General features: G+C 49.7%; 1 protein-coding gene and 1 pseudogene. One reads left to right on the forward strand and one right to left on the reverse strand.

Annotation, left to right across the window (positions count from 1 at the left end; translation table 11 throughout):
* Positions 1 to 218, reverse strand: a pseudogene (gene metX, locus ACTHUR_RS18615) (homoserine O-acetyltransferase); the annotation flags it as partial.
* Positions 219 to 375: 157 nt separating this feature from the next.
* Here metX and ACTHUR_RS18620 point away from each other — a divergent pair.
* Positions 376 to 509 (forward strand): protein MIGRI (locus ACTHUR_RS18620; protein ID WP_440400251.1); only part of this gene is annotated, 134 nt, incomplete at its 3' end.

The following is a 509-nucleotide window of genomic DNA, read 5'->3' on the forward strand; positions in this document are numbered from 1 at the left end:
GTGTATTTATCCTCCGCCGAATGCCTGCCCGCAACATGATGGTTGCCCGACAGCGCATGACAGATTAAAACCGCATTATTTTTTTCGGCATTCAGCTCGCCGTAGGTTTCAATCATCAGATCAAAACGCGGCAAAGTTTTACCGTTTTCCAAAACCAGCGGCATCTCAAACGGAATTTTTTGGGGCGTTACAATGCCCACCGAGGCATTTTGACTCATATCCTATTCCAACAAATGCGGCGAAAAGCGTTATTATATAGCAAACGGCATGACTTTTTGACACGGACGGACAAGCAGCCTGACGCGCTGAAACATCTGTCCCCATGCCACCGTGCCCGAACCATACTTTTTCAGACGACCTCCACCGTTTCCCGATATGATAGGCAGACTTTTCCGTATTTTTTTCTTTTTCGCACTTGCCGCGCTGATTATCAACCGCCTCTTCAGCCGCAAGCACAAACGCGCCCTGCGCGATGTCGCCAAAATCAGCGCATGGGTATTGCTCGGCGC

The organism is Neisseria sp. P0021.S007, from assembly GCF_051956855.1.